Annotated in this window: 5 protein-coding genes; 2 read left to right on the plus strand and 3 right to left on the minus strand. The window is 61.9% G+C overall.

The window, feature by feature from the left end; translation table 11 throughout:
- The coding region (locus D8V06_RS20980) for an ATP-binding protein (RefSeq protein ID WP_241667855.1) at positions 1-546 on the plus strand (546 nt) is incomplete at its 5' end.
- 2 nt (positions 547-548) lie between these two features.
- Entirely contained in the window at positions 549-1,130 is a 582-nt protein-coding gene (locus D8V06_RS20985) for a cob(I)yrinic acid a,c-diamide adenosyltransferase (protein ID WP_130905898.1), read from the plus strand.
- Between the two features lie 96 nt (positions 1,131-1,226).
- On the opposite strand, the gene D8V06_RS20990 is transcribed toward D8V06_RS20985, so the two are convergent.
- The 3 genes from D8V06_RS20990 to D8V06_RS21000 form a co-directional block, all read right to left on the minus strand.
- Positions 1,227-2,177, minus strand: coding sequence for a Nudix family hydrolase (locus D8V06_RS20990; protein ID WP_130905899.1), 951 nt, complete (start codon positions 2,175-2,177; stop codon positions 1,227-1,229).
- Positions 2,174-2,806 (minus strand): glutathione S-transferase family protein, encoded by a 633-nt coding sequence (locus D8V06_RS20995; protein ID WP_130905900.1) that lies wholly within the window; start codon positions 2,804-2,806, stop codon positions 2,174-2,176. Before D8V06_RS20995 ends, D8V06_RS20990 begins: the two co-directional genes overlap by 4 nt.
- A 92-nt stretch (positions 2,807-2,898) precedes the next feature.
- On the minus strand, positions 2,899-3,540 hold a 642-nt coding region (locus tag D8V06_RS21000; RefSeq protein WP_177434462.1), incomplete at its 5' end, for a bifunctional ornithine acetyltransferase/N-acetylglutamate synthase.

Here is a 3,540-nt window from a genome sequence, read left to right on the forward strand (position 1 = left end):
CGCCGCAGTACCCGGCAAATGGCCCCGTGCGATCTGCCGGCACTGATCGATCAGGCGGTGGAAATCGCCGGTAACGACTTCGACCTGGCCATCGGTTTCGACTTCAAGGGCCAGGCCATCATCCGCCAGTTCGACCCCGCGCTCGGCCCGGTACCCGGCACCGCCAACGAACTGGAGCAAGTGTTGCTCAACCTGTTGAAAAACGCCGCCCAGGCCATTCACCAGCGTGAAGACGATAGCGAGCCGGGGCGGATCATTCTCCGCACCCGGCTCAATCCGCCCTGGGCGGAGATTCAGGTCGAGGACAATGGCATCGGCATGAGCGAAAGCGTGCGCAAACGTACCTTCGAACCGTTTTTCACCACCAAGGAAATCGGCCAGGGCACCGGTCTCGGGTTGTCGGTTTCGTACTTCATCATCACCAATAACCATAAAGGGCAGATGGAAGTGCAATCGACCCTCGGCCAAGGCACCTGCTTCACCTTGCGCTTGCCACTGGCGGGCACCCCGCTCGTCTCCCAGGAATTCAACCAGCTTACGAGGTAACCATGGGCTTTCGCTTGTCGAAGATTTACACCCGCACCGGCGACAAAGGCGAAACCGGCCTGGGCGATGGACGCCGCGTACCCAAGGACCATCCACGGATCGAGGCCATTGGCGAGGTCGACACGTTGAACAGTCAGGTCGGCGTATTGCTGGCCGGGCTTGCAGCGGAATGTGAAGAGTATCCGCGGCTGAGCGAAGTGATCGAGGTGTTGGCGCCCTGCCAGCATCGGCTGTTCGACCTTGGCGGCGAGTTGGCGATGCCGGCATACCAGGCATTGAACGTGGCGGAAATCGAACGCCTTGAAGCGGCGATCGATGTATGGAATGAAGAATTGGGACCGCTGGAGAACTTCATTCTGCCGGGTGGTTCGGCGTTAATTGCCCAAGCCCACGTCTGCCGCAGCCTGGCACGCAGTGCCGAGCGGCGTTGTCAGCAGTTGAATGCGATTGAGCCGTTGGCCGGGGTTGGCCTGGCGTACATCAATCGGTTGTCGGATTTGCTGTTTGTGGTGGCCAGGTTGATTGCCAAGAGGCAAGGCGTTGCGGAGATTCTTTGGCAACCGGCGGCGAAGCCTGGGGATTAAGCGGCGCCTGCCGGCCGCCATCGCGGGCAAGCCTTGCTCCTACAGGATTTCGCGTGAACCTGTAGCAGCGAGGCTTGCCCGCGAAGGGTCCACCAACTACACCGAAGAATCAGGCCAGAAAGCCCGAATCCCAGCAACACCCTGCGCACCCGCCGCCCAGGCTTGCTGAACCTGCGCAGGCCCGACACCACCGAGCAAAAACACCGGTTTGCTGAAGCCTTCGATCAAGGTCGAAGCCTGCTCCCACCCCAGCGGCTCAGCCCCCGGATGCGTCAGCGTCGGCTGCACCGGCGACAAGGTCACGAAGTCCACGCCCATTGCTTCGGCCAACGCCAGTTCTTCGGCGTTATGGCAGGACGCGGCCAGCCAGCGCGAAGCCGGCAATGGCCGGCCGGCAGCCGCATACTTGCGCAGCTGCGCAGACGTGATGTGCCAACCGGCGGCAGGAAAATCGCCCAGCCACTCGAACGGCCCCTTGATCATCAACTGCGCCTTGCCGGCACACAGCCCTACCGCATCAACGGCCAGGTCGCGATACTTCGGATCGTAACCGTTCGGTGCGCGCAACTGGATCAGCTTGATGCCGCCGGCAATGGCTTTCTGAATTCCGCGCAGCAAGGCCGGGGTTTCCAGATCTTCCGGGGTGATCAGGTACCGCTCGGGCAACCGGGCAGCCGCGACGATCGGCCGGTTGGCTTCGGGAAACTCGTAGTTCGACAACTCACGGGCGCTGACCCAGGCCAATGGCTGACCCTCAGCACCGTGTGGCTCACCGCTGAACGCCGAAACCTCCCAGACGTCGAGCAATACCTGCTTGTCCGGATAATCGTGGCGAACCTTGATCAACGGGCGCGCTGCACTGACGACAATGCCCAGTTCCTCATGAAGTTCGCGGGCCAGCGCGGTTTCCACCGATTCGTCGGCCTCGACCTTGCCACCGGGAAACTCCCACAATCCGCCCTGGTGCTGGGTATCGGCACGGCGGGCAATCAGGATCTTGCCGCTGTTATCACGGATAACGGCAGCGGCTACATGAACTCGTTTCACCGCTCGATTTCCTCCAGTCCGGCCTTCTGCCAGGCCTTGAATGCTGGCCATTGGTAGAGGGTTTCAACATAGGCTTCGTCCACCGCGGACAGTTTCACCCGATAGGTGCGCAGTCGTACGGCGATCGGCGCAAAGAACGCATCGGCCAAGGTAATGCGACCAAACAGGTAAGGACCGGTTTCGGTCGCGGCAGCACGGCACTCGGCCCACAACGCCGCCATGCGCTCGATATCCGCCTGCACGTCCGCCGGGAGCGGCGACAGCGGCGCGTCATGACTGAGGTTGAACGGCATGTTGCCACGCATGGCGAAGAAGCCGCTGTGCATTTGCGCACACGCCGAACGCGCCTGGGCACGGGCCGCGGTGTCTGTTGGCCACAGCTTGGCTTCAGGGAATTGTTCGGCCAGGTATTCAGCAATCGCCAGGGAGTCGGCGATGGTGCCGTGCTCGGTTTTCAGCAGCGGGACTTTGCCGGTCGGCGAATGCTTGAGCACACGCTCGCGGGTGTCGGGCTGGTTCAGTTTGATCAGTTCTTCGGTGTAGGAAGCGCCGGTCAGATCAAGCGCCAGGGCGCCGCGCAGGGACCAGGAGGAAAGCAGTTTGTCGCCGATGATCAGGTGAAGGCTCATGTTCGGGACCTTTGATGAAGGGGACAGGCCAAATCTCTAGCATCTGGTCGCCCCTAATCGCGGGCTTGCCCGCGATTAGGGGCGACCCGCTCTTAAGTACGATACTCGGCGTTGATCTTCACGTACTCGTGGGACAGGTCGGTGGTCCAGATGGTTTCGCTGCAATCGCCGCGGCCCAATTCGATACGGATGGTGATTTCTTCCTGCTGCATCACTGCCGCGCCCTGGGCTTCAGTGTAGGTCGCGGCGCGCGCGCCACGGCTGGCGATGCAAACGTCACCGAGGAACACGTCGATCTTGCTCACGTCCAGATTCGGTACGCCGGCGCGGCCGACGGCAGCCAGGATGCGGCCCCAGTTCGGGTCGGAAGCGAACAGCGCGGTCTTGATCAGCGGCGAGTGGGCCACGGTGTAACCGACGTCCAGGCACTCCTGATGATTACCGCCGCCGTTGACTTCAACGGTGACGAACTTGGTCGCACCTTCGCCGTCACGCACGATGGCCTGCGCCACGTCCATGCACACTTCGAACACCGCTTGCTTTAACTTGGCGAACAGCTCGCCTTCGGCACGGGTGATCTCCGGCAGCGCAGCCTGACCGGTGGCAATCAGCATGCAGCAATCGTTGGTCGAGGTGTCGCCGTCGATGGTAATGCGGTTGAACGACTTGTTGGCGCCGTCCAGCATCAGGTTTTGCAGCACGTCGCGGGAGACTTTGGCGTCGGTGGCGATGTA

It is taken from the genome of Pseudomonas sp. Sample_24 (genome assembly GCF_004307605.1).
Lineage (GTDB): Bacteria > Pseudomonadota > Gammaproteobacteria > Pseudomonadales > Pseudomonadaceae > Aquipseudomonas.

Bases quoted from the DNA above. Each gene is read 5' to 3' on its own strand.
- D8V06_RS20985 (WP_130905898.1), top strand. From the start codon at position 549: ATGGGCTTTCGCTTGTCGAAGATTTACACCCGCACCGGCGACAAAGGC.
- D8V06_RS20995 (WP_130905900.1), bottom strand. From the start codon at position 2,806: ATGAGCCTTCACCTGATCATCGGCGACAAACTGCTTTCCTCCTGGTCC.